Source organism: Streptacidiphilus sp. EB103A (genome assembly GCF_041261405.1).
In the GTDB taxonomy this organism is placed as follows: Bacteria; Actinomycetota; Actinomycetes; order Streptomycetales; family Streptomycetaceae; genus Streptacidiphilus.
Genome location: NZ_JBGCAQ010000004.1, coordinates 138,232 through 152,495, shown reverse-complemented (window position 1 = coordinate 152,495; position 14,264 = coordinate 138,232). Strand labels below are relative to the sequence as shown.

Sequence of the window (14,264 nt, the reverse complement as noted above, 5' to 3'; positions counted from 1 at the left end):
AGGTCGTGTCAGAGAGCGGCCAGGTAGGCGTGCCAGCCGCCGTGGGCGGTGATGTCGACGACGCCGGGCGCGGTCAGCGCCGAGGCGCGCATCCGCATCGAGAAGGACCCGGATCCGTCGTCGAGCGTGATGACGCCCAGCTCCAGCTCGGACGGCTCCTCAGGCAGCAGCCGGTCCCGCAGGACCTCGTAGCTCACCTCGTACACCTCGCCGACGATGGCGGCGCCGCCGTCGGCGACCGGGTGCAGCCCGGGGAACTCGTCGCGTACGGAGAAGAACCGGTAGGCCGGGGCGGTGCGGGCCGGGCCGAGCGGGCGGGCGCCGTGCAGGGCGTGGTTGAGGCTGCCGCCGGACATCGCCTGGCCGTTGACGAACATCTTCAGGAGGGTCACGTTGTAGGGCCTTTCAGGGTCAGGGAGCGGGGACGGGGTCGGGCAGCAGGCGGCCGGGGCCGAGGTCGTCCACCGGGTCGGCCGGTGACTCGCGGGCGATCAGGCGGGACAGGGTCTCCCCCCACACCGGAGCGAGGGTGAACGCGTAGGTACCGCCCGCGACGAAGAAGCCGGGGTGCCCGGGGACCTCGCCGATCACCGGCATCTCGTCCGGGGTGGCGGCCAGCGGTCCGGCCCAGGTGCGCAGCAGGCGCAGCCCGCCGAGGAACGGCAGGACGCGTGCGGCCTGGGCGAGATTGCCGGCGATGCTCTCCGGGCTGACGGTGCTGCGGCCGTCCAGGTCCAGTTCGGCGGCGGGCCAGCCGCCGCCGACGAGCAGGTTGCCCGCGCTGACCTGCTTGACCGACATGCCCTCGCCGATGTGCTGGACCAGATGGCGCATCACCGGTGGCACCCGTGCGGTCACATGCATCTGGATCGCGACCGGGGACATCCGGATCGGGATCCCGGCCAGCGCGGCGACGCCGCTGATCCACGGCCCGGCGACGTTGACCACTGCCGGCGCCGTCCAGCTGCGGTCGCCGGAGAGCACCTGGTAGTCGCCGCCGACCCGGCGGATGCCGGTGACCGGGGTGAAGGGGTGCAGCCGCGCACCGTGGCGGCGGGCGGCGGCCAGATAGGCCGGGGTGATCAGCAGCGGATTGGCGTAACCGTCGAGCGGGCACCAGCTGGCGGCGCGCACCCGCTCCGACAGCAGCGGCAGCCGCTCGCGCGCCTGGTCGCCGGTGAGCAGCTCGGTGGGAATGCCGGCCTGACGCTCCAGCAGGTGCTTGTCCCGGAGCTCCTGCTCCTGGGCGGCGCTCTCGGCGACCATGAACCCGCCGTTGCGCCGCAGCTCGACGCCGGTGCCGAGCCGGTCCTCGACCTGCGACCAGTGGTCGGACGCCCGCCGCTGCAGCGGGAGCAGACGTGCGTTGTCCACCGGTACCGGCTGGCCCGGGCGCCGGGTGTGAATGGCCTGGATGTGCAGGTTGCCGGCGGTGGTGCCGGAGCCCTCGCGATTGGGTGCGCCGCGCTCCAGCACCGCGACGCGGTAGCCGCGTTCGGCGAGCTGGAAAGCGGTGCAGGCGCCGAGGATCCCGGCTCCGATGACGATGACGTCGGGCTGGGCGCCCGTGCCGTCCTCCCGTGCGGTCAACGGTCCGTCACCTCCTGCCGACCGGTCGGATCGGTCGACGTAAGGGAGAGCGCGGTGGCCACGGGCACCGGCCGCAGCGGCATCCGGGCGGCGAAGGTTTGCGACTCCGGCTCGCCGCACGCGGCGAGTGCCGCCACGATGTGGCCGCACTCGCGTCCCTGGCACAGGCCCATGCCGGCCCGGGTCGCGCCCTTGGCGCCGTGCAGGTCGTTCCAGCCGGTGTCGGCGGCCTGCCGGACCTCACCAGCGGTCACGCCCTCGCAGCGGCACACCTCGGTGGGGTCGGCGATGGCCGCGACGGTGGCGGCGGGCAGCGGGAAGAGCCGGTCGTTCAGCGCCGCGAACCGGTCCAGCGAGCGGGCCCGTCGGCGCAGCGTCGCCACCCGTCGGGAATCCGCCGATCCGGAGGGGAGGCCCGCGCCGAGATGGCGCAGGATCGCGTGGGCGGCGAGCTGTCCGCGTACCCCGGCCGCGTGCACCCCGGCGATGCCGGCGCAGTCACCCGCGACGTACAGTCCCGGCACCGAGGTCGCGCCGTCCGGGTCGACGGCAGGAAGTTCCGCTGTGGTGCGGCAGCCCAACAGCCGGGGCAGTTCGGTGCTGGGACGGAAGCCGAAGCCCACACAGAGCGCGTCGGTCTCCACCCGCCGCACGGCGCCGCCCGCGCTTTCCGCGGCGGGGCCGATGTCGACGGCGGTGACCCGGGTGTCCCCGTGCGCGGCCAGTACGCGTGCGCCCTGCTCGACGCGGACGCCGTGCCGGGAGAGGGTGAGCAGGTAGCCCGCGGCCTCGGCGAGGCGGGCGGGTTGACGTAGCGCGCCGAGCGCCGCCGCCCGGGGCCGGTACGGGTGGTTCAGCTCGACCAGCGCCTCGATCCTCGCCCCCGCCTCCAGCAGGGCGCAGGCGACCGGAAGCAGGAACGGCCCGGTCCCGGCCAGCACGACGCGGCGGCCGACCGGCACCCGGTCCATGGTGGCCAGGTGCAGCGCGAAGCCGGCGGTGACCACGCCGGGCAGGGTCCAGCCGGGGAAGGGCAGGGTGCGTTCGTACGCGCCGGTCGCGGCGAGCGTGGCCCGCACGCGCACCCGTCCGGCGGCGCCGGTCCGTACGTCGCTGGTGAACAGCGTGCGTCCGCCGTCCTCCGCGCCCCAGACCAGGGTGCCGGTGCGGCAGTCGACGCCCGCCTCGTGCACCCGGCGGATCAGTTCGGTGCCGTGCGGGCGGAAGTCGCCGAAGGCCGCGGCCAGGGGGGCGGCCCGGCGCTTGTAGTACTGGCCGCCGAGCGTCTCGGACTCGTCGAGCAGGACCACCCGCAGTCCGCCGCGGGCCAGCACCAGCGCCGCGTGGAGTCCGGCGGGCCCGCCGCCGACCACCGCGACGTCCGCCTCCAGGTCGCCGGTCATGCGTCTGGCTCCGTCCCGGGCTCGGTGTGAGTGCGGATGTCCGTCCCCTCGGCGACATGCGCGGTGCAGCTGCGGGAGTCCGGGCGGCCGTCGATGGTCACCTCGCACTCCATGCAGACGCCCATGCCGCAGAAGGGTCCGCGCAGTCGGCCGTTGACCTGGTTGCGGCGCAGCGGCCAGATGCCCGCCGCGACCAGGACCGCGGACACCGACTGGCCGGCCCAGGCCCGGCCGGGGACGCCGTCGATGGTGACGGTGACGCTCTCGGGGGGCCGGGACGCGCGTCGGCCGGTGGTCGGTCGGCTGATGGTCATGGGTGTCCTCACAGGATCCGGCCGAGGAACTGGCGGGTGCGTTCGTGCTGCGGGGCGGAGAAAAAGCTCTCCGGGGGTTGGTCCTCGACCACCACTCCGTCGCTGATGAGCACCACCCGGTCGGCCGCCGCGCGGGCGAACCCCATCTCGTGGCTGACCACGATCATCGTCATGCCCTCTTCGCGGAGCCGGAGCATGACGTCGAGCACCTCCCTGACCATCTCCGGGTCCAGCGCCGAGGTGGGTTCGTCGAAGAGCAGCAGGTCGGGGCTCATCGCCAGGGCACGGGCGATGGCCACCCGCTGCTGCTGGCCGCCGGAGAGCTCGGAGGGGTAGGAGCCGGCCTTGTCGGCGAGGCCCACCATCGCCAGCAGCTCGCGGGCGTCGGCGCGCGCCTTCGCCCGGGGGACGCCGTTCACATGCACCGGGCCGGCCGCCACATTGTCCGCGGCCGTCATGTTCGGGAACAGGTTGAACTGCTGGAAGACCATGCCGGTACGCCGCCGCTGGACGGCGATCCGCCGCTCCCGCAGTGCGGTCGTCCGACCCGCCCGCTCCAGGTGGCCGAGCGGTTCGCCGCAGATGCTGACGGTGCCCGCATCCGGACGCTCCAGGTGGTTCAGGGTGCGCAGGAAGGTGCTCTTGCCGCCGCCGGAGGGGCCCAGGACGAGCACCGCCTCGCCGCGTCGGACGGTCAGGTCGATGCCCTTCAGCACCTCGACGTCGCCGAACGACTTGCGGATCCCGCGTGCCTCGACGACCACGGGCGCGGACGGTGTTGCGGTGCTCATCGTGTCTCCATTCCCAGGTCCGGTGCGGTGGCGGCGAGGGTGCTGTCCGGTGCGGGAGGCTTGGCGCCGCCCATGCGCCGGACGGTCGGCCGGGTCCGGTGGCCGCGGCTCACGCGGGTCTCCAGCCACCGCTGGGCGAAGCCCCAGAGCGTGGTCATCGCCAGGTAGTACAGGGCTGCGGCGGTCAGCCCCTCCAGGACCCGGAAGTTGGTCTGGACGGCGAACTGGGTGCGGCGCAGCAGCTCCTCGACGGAGATCACCGAGACCAGGGTGGTGGTCTTGAGCAGGCCGTTGAAGCTGTTGCCGAGCGGCGGCACCATCACCCGCAGCGCCTGCGGCATGATCACCACCCGCAGCACCCGCCAGGGCGACATGCCCAGGGCCCGGGCGGCCTCCGCCTGGCCGTGCGGCACGGAGAGCACCCCGGCGCGGACGATCTCCGAGAGGTAGGCCGCTTCGTTGAGGACCAGGCCGGTCAGGGCCGAGCTGATCACGCCCAGGCGCAGACCGATCTGGGGCAGCCCGGTGTAGATGATGACCAGTTGCACCAGCAGCGGGGTACCGCGCATCAGCCACACATAACAGCCGGTGACGAGCCGGACGGGTGCGAACCCGGAGGCCCGGCCCAGGGCCACGAGCACGGCGAGCGGGAGGGCGAGCGCCATGCTGACCACCGTCAGCCAGACGGTTGTCCAGGCTCCCTGGATGAGCTGGGGGTTGTGGAGGAAGGAGAAGAACGCTTCCCAGGACCACATGGCTCTCGCCCTTTCCGTCGTGCGGGGGTGTCGCGGGGTCAGTTGGCGCTGACGGCGCCGGTGGTCACCTGGAGTGCGCCGGAGTAGGCGGTGACGTTGTACTTCTTGAACAGCGAGGCGAGGAAGCCGTTCTGACGGAGTGTCCGCAGAGCTCCCGCCACCGCGTCGGCCGCGGTCTGCTTGCCGAAGCCGAGGGCCAGCGGCGCGGGGTTCATGCCGTCGACCGCCGTCTGGAAGCGGCCGTCCTTCTGGTAGTAGCTGGTCACCGCGGCGACGATGGCCACGCCGTCGACCTGCCCGACGGCCAGCGCCTGGTAGGCGTCGGCGGTGGTGGTGAAGGTGCGGACCGTGACACTCGGCTTGCCGGCCGCCTTCAGCTGGGTGTTGAGGGCGTTGAGGGTGTCGAACTCGTAGCCCGGGGCCTCGACGGCGATGGTCTTCCCGGACAGGTCGGCCTCGGAGGTGATCTTCTTCGGGTTGCCCTGGGCGACGGAGACGGAGACGCCCTGGATCTCGTAGGGGACCAGCTTGATGGTCTTGGCGCGCGCCGGGGTGTAGAACATCCCGGTGTCGATCATGTCCCAGCGGCCGGACTCCACACCGGGGATCTGGGCGTCGAAGGGGATGTTGACGAAGTGCGGAGTGAGGCACAGGACCTTGGCGATCTCGTCGCCGAGCTCGACCCGCATGCCGACGACGTTGCCGGAGGCGTCCAGGTACTGCATCGGCGGCAGGGTCGCGTTGGTCGACATGGTCAGCGTGCCGGCTGTGACCAGGTCGGCCTTGCCCAGCTTCGGGGTACAGGCGGCCGATGACGCGGCGCCGGCGGACGAGGAGGAGGTCTGGCCGCTGCTGCAGGCCGTGACCGTGAGGAGCAGAGAAGCGGAGGCGGCGAGGATCAGTCTGCGCATGGTCGGTTCACCTTTCGGCGGTGCAGGAAGAGGAGTGCAGCCCGGCCTCGTCGAGCGCCTTCGACAGGCGGCGCAGATCGGACGGGTCCTGCAACGGGAGGAGCGGGGGGCGAACATGCCCTCCGGGCTGCCCGAGCAGCCGCATGGCGGCTTTGAGCTGCGAGGTGGGTGAGGCGAACCTGGAGCTGTAGTCGCCGTTGACCAGCAGGCTCACGAGCCGTTCGTAGCGGGCGGACCATTCCCTGGCCCGGTCGAGGTCACCGGTCCAGAAGCTCTCGTAGAAGGGGACGGCGAAGGGGGCGCCCAGGGCGCCGCCGTCGATGTTCCCGGCGCCGCCGAACTCGGCCATCACGGCCATGCCGCGGCGGTGGATGAAGCGGCCGAAGACCTGGACCCGGTCGGCCAGCGCCGCGCAGGTGTCCGCCACCTTCAGTTCGTCGCCCGAACTGTCCTTGACGGCAGCGACGTTGTCCAGGTCGGCGAGCCTGGACAGGGTGTCGACGGTGATGTCGACCGCGGTGCCGCGCGGCCAGTTGTAGACCATGAGCGGCAGGTCGACCGCCTCGGTCAGGCTGCGGTAGAAGGCGTAGATCTCCTCCTGGCTCGGGTGCACGTAGGGCGGCGGGGTGGTGAGGATGCCGTCGGCGCCGACGGCGCGGGCGTGTTCGCCGTACCGTGCGCACTCGGCCGCGGTGAACGCGCCGCAGCCGATCACCACCGGCACCCGGCCGGCGAGTTCCTCGACCGCGATCTCGGCCACCCGGCGCCGCTCCTCGGGGGTCTGCGAGAACCACTCGCCGGTGGTGCCGTTCACCAGCACCCCGTGCACGCCCTGTCCGGCGTACAGCCGGAGCAGCGCGCGCCAGGCCGCCTCGTCGAGCGAGCCCTCGGCGGTGAAGGGTGTGGGTGCGGCCGGCCAGTACCCGCGCCAGGAGACGGCGGCTGGGCTCATGGTGCGCTCCGATCGGCCTTGTTGTGGGATCGATTGCGCAGAACGGTTGCAGCCGGACGGAGATCAGGTCAACCCTGCAGTGCCCGTGAATGGCTGGTGAAACAGAGTATTTACGTCGGCGACTCAGGATCTTCTGCCATGATGGCGACTGCTGCCCGAGCTTGAAAGGCAGCGATATGGGATCGATTTCATGATCGGGGTGGACCGATGGCAGTCACCTTGGACCAGGTGGCCGACGCGGCCGGGGTCTCCAAGAGCACGGCCTCGCGGGTGCTGAGCGGCTCGGGCCGGGTCAGCGACCGGACCAGGAAAGCGGTGCAGTCCGCTGCAGAGCGCCTCGGCTACCGCCCCAACCGGATCGCCAGCGGGCTGCGCACCCGGCGCAGCAATCTCATCGGCCTGGTGATCACCAATCTGGTGAACGCCTCGTTCCACACCATCACCGGGGTGCTCCAGCAGCGGCTGGACGAGTTCGGCTATCAGGTGCTGCTGTGCGTCACCGACGCCGACCCGGCGCGGGAGCGCCGCTATCTGGAGATGCTGCTGGACCACCGCGTCGACGGCCTGATCATCGTGGGCACCGGTGACAACAACGCGATGGTGCGGGAGGTGAGCGCGGCCGGGATACCGGTGGTCAATCTGATGCGCTCGCCCGACGGCGCCCCCGGGGACTCCGTGATGGCCGCCGACCACGAGGGCGCGGAGCTGGCCACCCGGCATCTGCTGGACCTGGGGCACCGCCGGATCGCCTTCATCGGCGGCCCGCCCACCGTCGACTCCGGACGCGACCGCTACGCCGGCTTCGCCGCCGCACTGGCCGCCGCCGGGCTCCAGGCCGACCCCGACCTGTGCGTACGCGGCCCGTACACGGTGCCGTTCGGCGCCGAGGCGGTGATGCGGCTGATGGGCGGCGCCGTGCCGTGGCCCACCGCCCTGTACAGCGCCAACCACGAGGCGACCCTCGGGGTCCTGGGAGCTCTGGTCCAGCTCGGCGTCCAGGTCCCGGACCAGCTCTCGCTGGTGTGCCACGAGGCGGCGCCCTGGCTCTCCCACTGGCACCCGCCGGTCACCGTCGTCGACAGCGGCGCCCAGGATCTGGGCGAACTCGCCGCGGAGCAGATCCTGCGCCGCGTCAACAGCCGCCCGGACGCCGGCGGTGATCATGACAGCACCGGCCCGGAGGCCACCGGCCGGCTGATCCGGGTCGGCTCACGCCTGGTCGTAAGGCAGTCGACGGCGCCCCCGCCGGTCAACTAGGCGGTGTCCGCCCCGGCCGTGCGGTCGAGCCTTTCGTCGACGGGTGGGCCGACCTTCGGCGGATGTGCCGGGTGGGGGAGGCTGCCTAGGGTTGGCAGTGTGAAAATCCGATCAGGGGTGCTGGGCCTGTGGCAGCGGCTGACCGATCCTGCCGACTGGACGCGTCGTCAGATGGCCGGGGAGGCCGTGCTGTCGGCGTTTCTGGCCCTGACGGCGGCAGGGCTCTGGCTGAGCGAACACGGCACAGGGCCGGCGGCCTGGCCGGAGGCCGCCGGCATCGGGCTGGCTGTGGCCGTGGTCTCGCTGCTGCGGCGAGCGATGCCCGCGACCGCGCTGGTCGCGGCGGGCGTTCTCAGCGGCCTGGGGGACGGGGGCCTGCTGCTGATCGCGGTCAGTTGGTCGGCCGGACGCAGGATCGAGGCGATGCCGAGGACGGCCGCCGCCTTCGGCGGCTCGTACCTCTGCCTGACGTTGCTCTCCACGATCGGGGCCCCGGACTGGTCCAATGTGCTCCTCGACGTCACCGGGAGCGCCCTGACCTTTCTGGTGTTCTCACTGCTCCCCGGGCTGGTCAACCGCTACCGGACCCAGCGCCGGCTGCTGCTGAAGGCGCTGCGGGACCACAACGCGCAGTTGCTGCGCGAGCGCGGCTGGGTGGCGGAGCAGGCCCGGATCCGCGAGCGCCAGCGGATCGCCCATGACATGCACGACAGCCTCGGCCATCAACTGGTCCTGATCGCGGTGCACGCCGGGGCCCTGGAGGTGGACCCTACCCTGGGCGAGGCCGCACACACGGCCGTCGGCGTGGTGCGCAGGGCCTCGGCTGCCGCGATGGCCGAACTGCGCTCGGTGGTCGGCATGCTCGCGCTGCCCACCGGGAGCGGGGCCGAGCCGTCGCCGAACGGCTCGGCCGGGGTCGGCGGCATCGGGGAACTGGTGGCGCTCGCGGCCACGACGGGCACGCCGGTCCGGATGGAGGAGTCGGGGACGCCCCGGCCGATGTCCACCGCCTCCAGTCACGCCGCGTACCGGATCGTGCAGGAGGGGCTGACCAACGCGTACAAGCACGCCCCGGGCGCGGCCATCGCGGTACGGCTCTGCTATGAACCGGACGCGCTGGTGGTGGAGGTCGGCAATGGACCGGTGCCGTCGGCGGACCGCGCCGGTCTGGCGGGCACGGGCGGCGGCCAGGGGCTGACCGGGCTGCAGGAGCGGATCCGGCTGGCCGGCGGGATGCTGCACACCGGCCCGACCGGTGACGGCGGCTTCCGGCTCGCCGGGGTGCTGCCGTACCAGCCTGTGGCCGCCGGCGGGTCGGCGACCGTGGTCCCTGCTCCACAGGACTTTCCCGGCGAGAGCGACCCCGAGGAGGGGTTCACGCCCACGGTGAAGAACAGGAGGGCCAAGGGCTGCCTGGCCGGCTGTGGAATCGCCCTGGCCGTACTGCTGGTGATCGGAGTAGCGGGGTTCTTCGGCGTCAGCAAACTGGTGAGCCAGGTCGGCAGCAACCTGGTCTCCCGTTCCACCTATGACTCGGTACAGCCTGGCCAGAGCGAGACTGCGGTGCGCCAGGAACTGCCCTCGGGCAAGTCGCTGCTCATCACCGCGCTGGACGGGAAACTGCCGGCCGATCCGCCCGGTCAGACCTGCCTGGACCTGATGGCCGAGGGCACACCGGAGAAGCCCCTGCTCGGGAAGGTCCAGACGGTTTACCGTTTCTGCTTCCAGAGCGGCAGACTGGTCGGCAAGCGTGAGATCGACGTCGCCAACTGACCGGCAGGAGACCAGGTGATCAGGGTCCTCATCGCCGACGACGAACCCCTCATCCGGGCGGGCATCACGATGATCCTCACCTCGGCCGCGGACATCGAAGTCGTCGCCGAGGCGGCCAACGGCCGTGAGGCACTGGAAAAGGCCCGCTCCTACAGCGTGGACGTCGCCCTGGTCGACATCCGGATGCCGCTCATGGACGGGCTCACCGTGCTCGCCGAACTGAAGCGCTGCGCGCCGTCGGTGCGGGCGCTGATCCTGACCACGTTCGGTGACCGCGAGAACGTCCTGCGCGCGCTGCGCCAGGGCGGGGCGGGCTTCGTCCTCAAGGACTCGGCACCGGCCGAACTGATCGCGGCCGTGCGGGCGGTGGCCGCGGGCGACGCGTTCCTCTCCCCGGTGGCCGCCCGCTACGCGGCGGAGTCCCTGGCCGCCACGGCGTCGGCCACCGACCGCGAAGCACGGGCCCGGCGCCTCATCGCCACCTTGAACGAGCGGGAGCGCCAGGTCCTGGCGCTCCTGGGGGAGGGGCTCTCCAACGCCGACGCCGGTCAGCGCATCCATATGAGCGAAGCCACCGTCAAAACGTATGTCAGTCGGATCCTGACCAAGCTGGAGTGCGAGAACCGGGTACAGGCCGCCCTGCTGGCCCGCGACGCCGATCCGCGTTCGTGAACACGGCGGCGAGCAGGGCGGCCAGCGCCGCCCAGACGTAGGCGCTGCCGATGATCTGCTGCCACCAGGACCAGTGCGGTTCCCCGCCTCCGCCGCCGGGCAGCCAGCGCTGCGGTCCGACCACGAAGAGCACGACACTGCTGTAGACCAGTGCCCGGGTACGGCGATTGGCGCCACGGTGGGCGGCGACCGCTGCGGTGAGGAGAACCGGGGCCGCCCACACCCAGTGGTGCGACCAGGAGATCGGGGAGACCAGCAGCGCCGCACACGCCGTGAGCGCGAGCGCGTGCACCGGCCGCCGCGCGCGGGCCGCGCGGGCCACCCCGGCCGACGCGAGGCAGCCGACGGCTGCGGCGGCGCCCAGCCAGGCCAGGTGCAGGGCGAAGCCGGAGAGATGGGCCCGGGCGAGGACACCGTTGAGCGACTGGTCGGCAGCGAGGGTGACCGAACCCACGCGCCCGGTGTCGAAGACGGCAGCGGTCCAGTACCGGACCGAATCCCGCGGCGCCAGCAGGGCACCCAGCGCCCCCACGGCCAGGAAGGATCCGGCGGCGTTGGCAGCCGCGCGCCACTGACGGTGTATCAGGAAGTAGAGCACGAAGACCGCCGGGGTGAGCTTGATCGCCGCGGCGAGGCCGACCAGGGCGCCACGGGGCCAGTGCACCCGCGGCGACAGGCAGTCGAACGCCACCATGGCCATCAGCGCCACGTTGACCTGCCCGTAGCCCAGCGTCGAGCGGATCGGCTCGAACAGGACGGCCGCCGGCATCAGCGCCACCGCCAGGCGTATCGCGGCAGTACGCGGCAGTACGCCCGAACGCTCCAGCATCAGGGCCGTGGTGGCGGCCAGCAGGCCCAAGGACACCGCGGTGACCAGGATCGCGGCCACCGGCGCGGGGACCAGCGTCAGGGGAGCCAGGACGACAGCTGCTATCGGCGGATAGGTGAAGCCGAGGTGCAGGCCGTTCTGGGTGGGCGGCAGTCCGCCGTACAGATCGCGGCCGGACAGCCACGCGCGTGCGCCCAACCGGTAGACGTCAAGATCGATGGAGTATCCGGTCAGGTTGGGCTCGCCGTGCGAGAAGCGCGCCAGACTCGCCACGAGGACGCCGAGCGCGAGCAGGGCCAGCCCGAGGTCCCGCCGGTCCGCGCGGAGGGAGAGGTGCCGAAGGTGTGTCACGCCGGCATTCTCCAGCACCGTGAGCCCTGTGCCGACAGGAAAAGGCCGGCACAGGGCTCACGCTCGTTCCTGGTGGAGCAGGTGAGGACCGGTCAGTCGTCGAAGCTGTCGTCGCAGGCGTCCTGGGCCTTCCAGCTCAGCTCGGTCCAGTGGCCGTAGCAGCTGTCGTCGTCGTCGACCACGGGGCCGGTGACGGTCGCGCTGTCCGAGGTGGTGCTGGAGGTCGTCACAGACCCGCCCTCCTCGCCGCCGGTGAGGGCGGCGCTGTCCGAGGTGGTGCTGGAGGTGGAGACGCTCGGCTGTGCGTCAGCGAAGGCGGGGGCGGAGCCGGCCAGGGCGGCCAGGGCGATGGTGGCGGCGACGGCGGTGCGCAGCAGTGTCTTCTTCACGGAGACCTTCCAGACAGTCAGTGGTTGGTGACGCTGAGTGGTGATTATGTCACCCTGTGTCCGGAAAGCTGTGCGTTTGTCGCGTGTCGGGTCAGGCGCGGAAGTAGGACCCGGAGTCCAGGTCCTGGAGGAGGGTGGGCCCGGTCGGGGTCCAGCTGAGGAGCTCCTGTGTGCGGGCGCTCGACGTGGCGACGTCCAGGGCGAAGAAGCGGCCGATCCAGCCGAAGTGCTTCTGGGCGTCCTGCGGTTCGATCGAGGTCACCGGAACGTCGAGTCCCCGTCCGATGGCCTCCGCGATCTCCCGGGTGGCGACTCCCTCCTCGCCCACCGCGTGCAGCAGCGTGCCCGCCGGGGCCTTCTCCAGTCCCAGGCGGGTGACCCGGGCGGCGTCCGACCGGTGGACCGCCGGCCAGCGGTTGGCGCCGTCGCCGACGTAGCCCGCGACCCCGTGTTCGCGGGCGATCGCGACCAGGGCCGCGATGAACCCGTAGTCGCCGGCGCCGTGCACGGTCGGCGCGAAGCGAAGAACCACCGTGTGCACACCGTGATCGACGTACTCCAGTGCGAGGTTCTCGCTGCCGCCCCGGGGGGACTCCAGGCCGTGGAACGGCGACCTGTCGTCCTCGGTCAGCAGCCGGCCCTGCGCAGCGCCGGCGACGCCGGAGGCCACCAGGAACGGACGGCCCGATCCGGTGAGGACGTCGCCGATCGTCCGCACGGCGTTCCGTTCGGCCAGGCTGGAGACGGCGGGGTTGTCGAAGTCGTGCTTGTTGGCGAGGTGGAGGACGGCGTCGGCGGCCGCGGCGCCCTCCCGGATGCTGTCGAGGTCGTCCAGGTCGCCGCGGTGGACCCGGGCGCCCTTCGCGTCGAGGGATGCGGCCGAGGCGTCGGAGCGGGCGAGCCCGACCACCTCGTGACCGGCGGCGAGCAGCTCGTCGACTGCGGCCGAGCCGATCCACCCGGATGCTCCGGTGACGAAGACGCGCATGGGAATGATCTCCTTCGATGAGCCATGTCAGTGACTGACGTCAGTGACTGCTGTCAGAGTAGCCGCTATGTCGGCCACTGTCATCGCTAGAGTGGCCGCATGGTGCGATGGGAGCCCGGGACGCGGGAGCGACTGCAGGCGGCGGCGATGGACCTCTACATCACCCGCGGCTTCGAAAGGACGACCGCGGCCGACATCGCCCAGGCCGTCGGCCTCACGGAGCGCACGTTCTTCCGCCACTTCGCCGACAAGCGCGAGGTGCTCTTCAGCGGTCAGGAACTGCTGGAGCAGGCGTTCCTGGACGGACTGGCCGTCGCGGCGCCGGACACGTCACCGCTCAGGACGGTCGAGTCCGCCCTGTCGGCCGCGGCGGCGTTCTTCCCGGCCGAACGCCGCGACCACTCACGGCGGCGGCAGATGATCATCGCCGCGAATCCCGCGCTGCAGGAACGGGAGCTCCTGAAGCTGGCGGGGCTGGCCACCGCCATCGCTGCCGCACTTCACGCGCGGGGGGTTCCCGGAGCGACGGCCACGCTCGCCGCGGAATCCGGCGTGACCGTGTTCGGCGTGGCCTTCCAGAAGTGGATCGCCCCGGGCGAGGAGCGGTCGTTCCTCGACATCGAGCGCGAGGTGATGGGCGAACTCGTGGCGATGGCCGCCGACGCGAGGTGAATTCGGGGACCTGGGAGGTCAGTCCTTGGTCGCGCCGGCGAGCATGCCGGAGACCAGGGTCCGCTGTGAGAACAGGAACAGGACCAGCACCGGCAGGATGGCGACGATGATGGCCGGCGCCAGCTCCGGGACGGTGATGTTCAGACCCGCGCCGGCGACGGGGTTGAACGAGGGGGTGGACGACAGCAGTTGGTTCAGCCCGACCTGGATCGGGAACTCGTTGCCGCCGCGGGTCCGGGCGGTGGAGGTGCGGCGCCGGGCCGGAGGGCCGGTGACCCGGGTGCATGTGGACAACTGTCCGGCGGCTGGCCGATGCTGCCGAGGGTGGGCACGGATGAGGCGCGGGAGGTTCTGGCGCGGCCGCAGGCCAGGGGCTGCGAGCAGAGCCGGCCAGAGGCTGCGATGCGGCGCGGATAACCGTGCAGAAACGGGCCCGGACGACCACTGTCGTCCGGACCCGTTCCGCATCCCTGCTACCGCTGCAGCACGAACCCGAAATACCCTCCTCCGCCGGCAACGAGAGTCCCCAGGCTCGGCCACATCACCCTCGCAGAGCACGAAGCCGCCCACCACGCGACCGAACCCCCTGCGTCACTCCAGAAAACCAGCTAACCCAC

Annotated in this window: 15 protein-coding genes and 1 pseudogene; 4 read left to right on the top strand and 12 right to left on the bottom strand. The window is 71.9% G+C overall.

All coding sequences use genetic code 11. The features are described 5' to 3' along the window. Positions 1-8 precede the first annotated feature (8 nt). Genes ABH941_RS07910 through ABH941_RS07875 form a run of 8 tightly spaced genes read right to left on the bottom strand, consistent with a single transcriptional unit; the run spans position 9 to position 6,716 of the window. Complete coding sequence (locus ABH941_RS07910; RefSeq protein ID WP_370127896.1) at positions 9-392, bottom strand: gamma-glutamylcyclotransferase; 384 nt, start codon at positions 390-392, stop codon at positions 9-11. Positions 393-411: 19 nt separating this feature from the next. Further along, a complete protein-coding gene (locus ABH941_RS07905) occupies positions 412-1,590 on the bottom strand; it encodes an NAD(P)/FAD-dependent oxidoreductase (RefSeq protein WP_370127895.1) in 1,179 nt (392 codons plus the stop codon). Continuing rightward, positions 1,587-2,993, bottom strand: coding sequence for an FAD-dependent oxidoreductase (locus tag ABH941_RS07900; protein ID WP_370127894.1), 1,407 nt, complete (start codon positions 2,991-2,993; stop codon positions 1,587-1,589). The genes ABH941_RS07905 and ABH941_RS07900 overlap by 4 nt, the downstream gene beginning before the upstream one ends. Then, on the bottom strand, positions 2,990-3,307 hold the full coding sequence (locus tag ABH941_RS07895) for a (2Fe-2S)-binding protein (RefSeq protein WP_370127893.1): 318 nt from the start codon (positions 3,305-3,307) through the stop codon (positions 2,990-2,992). The genes ABH941_RS07900 and ABH941_RS07895 overlap by 4 nt, the downstream gene beginning before the upstream one ends. 8 nt (positions 3,308-3,315) lie before the next feature. Then, positions 3,316-4,098 carry an amino acid ABC transporter ATP-binding protein gene (locus tag ABH941_RS07890; RefSeq protein WP_370127892.1) on the bottom strand — a complete coding sequence of 261 codons (783 nt, stop codon included), beginning with the start codon at positions 4,096-4,098 and terminating at the stop codon, positions 3,316-3,318. After that, complete coding sequence (locus tag ABH941_RS07885) at positions 4,095-4,853, bottom strand: amino acid ABC transporter permease (RefSeq protein WP_370127891.1); 759 nt, start codon at positions 4,851-4,853, stop codon at positions 4,095-4,097. The genes ABH941_RS07890 and ABH941_RS07885 overlap by 4 nt, the downstream gene beginning before the upstream one ends. A gap of 38 nt (positions 4,854-4,891) precedes the next feature. Continuing rightward, positions 4,892-5,764 carry an ABC transporter substrate-binding protein gene (locus tag ABH941_RS07880; RefSeq protein WP_370127890.1) on the bottom strand — a complete coding sequence of 291 codons (873 nt, stop codon included), beginning with the start codon at positions 5,762-5,764 and terminating at the stop codon, positions 4,892-4,894. 7 nt (positions 5,765-5,771) lie between these two features. Beyond that, positions 5,772-6,716 (bottom strand): dihydrodipicolinate synthase family protein, encoded by a 945-nt coding sequence (locus tag ABH941_RS07875; protein ID WP_370127889.1) that lies wholly within the window; start codon positions 6,714-6,716, stop codon positions 5,772-5,774. 207 nt (positions 6,717-6,923) lie between these two features. On the opposite strand from ABH941_RS07875, the gene ABH941_RS07870 reads away from it, so the two are divergent. The 3 genes from ABH941_RS07870 to ABH941_RS07860 all read left to right on the top strand — a co-directional run bounded on the left by ABH941_RS07870 (position 6,924) and on the right by ABH941_RS07860 (position 10,418). After that, on the top strand, positions 6,924-7,973 hold the full coding sequence (locus tag ABH941_RS07870; protein WP_370127888.1) for a LacI family DNA-binding transcriptional regulator: 1,050 nt from the start codon (positions 6,924-6,926) through the stop codon (positions 7,971-7,973). A gap of 99 nt (positions 7,974-8,072) precedes the next feature. Next, entirely contained in the window at positions 8,073-9,746 is a 1,674-nt protein-coding gene (locus ABH941_RS07865) for a sensor histidine kinase (protein ID WP_370127887.1), read from the top strand. Positions 9,747-9,761: 15 nt separating this feature from the next. Next, entirely contained in the window at positions 9,762-10,418 is a 657-nt protein-coding gene (locus tag ABH941_RS07860; RefSeq protein ID WP_370127886.1) for a response regulator, read from the top strand. Here the strand turns inward: ABH941_RS07860 and ABH941_RS07855 are convergent. The 3 genes from ABH941_RS07855 to ABH941_RS07845 form a co-directional block, all read right to left on the bottom strand. After that, positions 10,336-11,598 (bottom strand): glycosyltransferase 87 family protein, encoded by a 1,263-nt coding sequence (locus tag ABH941_RS07855; protein ID WP_370127885.1) that lies wholly within the window; start codon positions 11,596-11,598, stop codon positions 10,336-10,338. The two genes, ABH941_RS07860 and ABH941_RS07855, sit on opposite strands and share 83 nt — an antisense overlap. A gap of 92 nt (positions 11,599-11,690) precedes the next feature. Further along, positions 11,691-11,987: a hypothetical protein gene (locus ABH941_RS07850; RefSeq protein ID WP_370127884.1), complete on the bottom strand. Its 297-nt coding sequence runs from the start codon at positions 11,985-11,987 to the stop codon at positions 11,691-11,693. A 91-nt stretch (positions 11,988-12,078) separates the two neighbouring features. Further along, positions 12,079-12,975 (bottom strand): SDR family oxidoreductase, encoded by an 897-nt coding sequence (locus ABH941_RS07845; RefSeq protein ID WP_370127883.1) that lies wholly within the window; start codon positions 12,973-12,975, stop codon positions 12,079-12,081. A 99-nt stretch (positions 12,976-13,074) separates the two neighbouring features. On the opposite strand from ABH941_RS07845, the gene ABH941_RS07840 reads away from it, so the two are divergent. After that, entirely contained in the window at positions 13,075-13,647 is a 573-nt protein-coding gene (locus ABH941_RS07840) for a TetR family transcriptional regulator (protein WP_370127881.1), read from the top strand. A gap of 18 nt (positions 13,648-13,665) precedes the next feature. Here the strand turns inward: ABH941_RS07840 and ABH941_RS07835 are convergent. Further along, positions 13,666-13,869: pseudogene (locus ABH941_RS07835) on the bottom strand (carbohydrate ABC transporter permease); the annotation flags it as partial. Positions 13,870-14,264 lie beyond the last annotated feature (395 nt).

What these genes read in the sequence shown, in the direction of transcription:
- ABH941_RS07885 (WP_370127891.1), bottom strand. Translation starts at nt 4,853, where the DNA reads ATGTGGTCCTGGGAAGCGTTCTTCTCCTTCCTCCACAACCCCCAGCTC.
- ABH941_RS07890 (WP_370127892.1), bottom strand. Translation starts at nt 4,098, where the DNA reads ATGAGCACCGCAACACCGTCCGCGCCCGTGGTCGTCGAGGCACGCGGG.
- ABH941_RS07845 (WP_370127883.1), bottom strand. Translation starts at nt 12,975, where the DNA reads ATGCGCGTCTTCGTCACCGGAGCATCCGGGTGGATCGGCTCGGCCGCA.
- ABH941_RS07840 (WP_370127881.1), top strand. Translation starts at nt 13,075, where the DNA reads ATGGTGCGATGGGAGCCCGGGACGCGGGAGCGACTGCAGGCGGCGGCG.
- ABH941_RS07895 (WP_370127893.1), bottom strand. Translation starts at nt 3,307, where the DNA reads ATGACCATCAGCCGACCGACCACCGGCCGACGCGCGTCCCGGCCCCCC.
- ABH941_RS07870 (WP_370127888.1), top strand. Translation starts at nt 6,924, where the DNA reads ATGGCAGTCACCTTGGACCAGGTGGCCGACGCGGCCGGGGTCTCCAAG.
- ABH941_RS07900 (WP_370127894.1), bottom strand. Translation starts at nt 2,993, where the DNA reads ATGACCGGCGACCTGGAGGCGGACGTCGCGGTGGTCGGCGGCGGGCCC.
- ABH941_RS07875 (WP_370127889.1), bottom strand. Translation starts at nt 6,716, where the DNA reads ATGAGCCCAGCCGCCGTCTCCTGGCGCGGGTACTGGCCGGCCGCACCC.
- ABH941_RS07880 (WP_370127890.1), bottom strand. Translation starts at nt 5,764, where the DNA reads ATGCGCAGACTGATCCTCGCCGCCTCCGCTTCTCTGCTCCTCACGGTC.